Origin of the sequence: Aeromonas finlandensis (assembly GCF_000764645.1) — a bacterium.
Classification (GTDB): domain Bacteria; phylum Pseudomonadota; class Gammaproteobacteria; order Enterobacterales; family Aeromonadaceae; genus Aeromonas; species Aeromonas finlandensis.
In genome coordinates this window covers 1-1,163 of sequence record NZ_JRGK01000257.1, presented here as the reverse complement: position 1 = coordinate 1,163, position 1,163 = coordinate 1, and the positions used below count along the sequence as shown (strand labels likewise).

At 53.4% G+C, this 1,163-nt stretch carries 2 protein-coding genes; both read right to left on the bottom strand.

Annotation, left to right across the window (positions count from 1 at the left end; genetic code table 11):
- On the bottom strand, window positions 1-927 hold a 927-nt coding region (locus LD28_RS0113065), incomplete at its 3' end, for a zonular occludens toxin family protein (RefSeq protein ID WP_050514328.1).
- 42 nt (window positions 928-969) lie between these two features.
- A partial coding sequence (locus LD28_RS0113060; protein ID WP_033137397.1) for a DUF2523 family protein occupies window positions 970-1,163 on the bottom strand: 194 nt, incomplete at its 5' end.

Below are 1,163 nucleotides of genomic sequence, written 5' to 3'. Positions count from 1 at the left end.
GACCCACGCATCAAGGAGCTGCCTGTTGACGATGGTCTGAGAGGTCAGGACAGGCTTGCCGGATTCAAGGGTCTGAGTGAAGAGATCATCCACCTTGGGCTTGGGCGGTGGCTCTGGCCTTGGTGCTGGTTGCCCAGGTGAACTGGGTGATGCAACCTCATGTTGCTGTGCCTCCTGCTTGGCCAAGTCGTCGGCCCCCGTCTTGCTGTTGAAGTTGAGCATGGTATCGATAGCGAACCATAGCCCACCGATGAACAGCAGGGCAGCGATGGGGAGACCGTACTTGAACTTGGCAGACTTGAAGATGTTCGTCCGGTCATCTTCATAGACCCCCATTTCGTTGTCTTCTGAGGTGGTGCTGGCGTAGCTGCCGAAATACTTGGGGTCATACTGCCGGATGCCGCCTGTCAGCTTCTCGAACTCGATACGGCTACGCTGGCCGTCTGCCCTGAGGGAACCACTGTAGGCGGTCCACGAATAGCGTTTGGCTTGGCCTACGGCGTCCAGCTTCTTGAAGACAAACTTCTTGTCTATCCGGTTACGCCACATGCTGTGCACATCGTTGAGGTTCTGCCCCATCAACACGATATCAAGGCCACGGTGCCGATGTTCTGTTATCAATTGGATGATCGGGTCAGGTAACTTTTGCCGACCAGACGGCCAAAAGTTCTGACTCTCATCGATGATGACCAGGCTCTTGTCCCTTACGTGTTCGTGGATGGCCGGCACCTGTTCGCGGGTGATCTGCCGGAGCTGTTCTTGGCATTCCTCCAGCGTTATCTCGGACAGCTCGGCAATCTTCTCGTAATTCAGGCCCTCGATATAGGCATCCACGGTGCGACCATCCTTGAGTCGCGGAATAATATGGGACACCAAAGCTTCATAGCTTTTACCGGAGCCCGGCAATCCCTCGTGAAATATCAGCATGTTAAGACTCCATTTAACATAAATAACCGCGTCACGCAGTTATTACCATTGGAACAGCGTTGCGAATTTTCGGACAATCCGGAAGGCGACCCCTGCCGATATAAACAGGAACGCCTGCGATATTCCCGACATATTCAGGAAGTAGACAACATCCGAGGGAATGTAGTTAAAGAGATCTTGCAAGCTGTATTGCAAGAAGTCCGGCATCGGGATGCTCGATATTACGAACCTCAGCC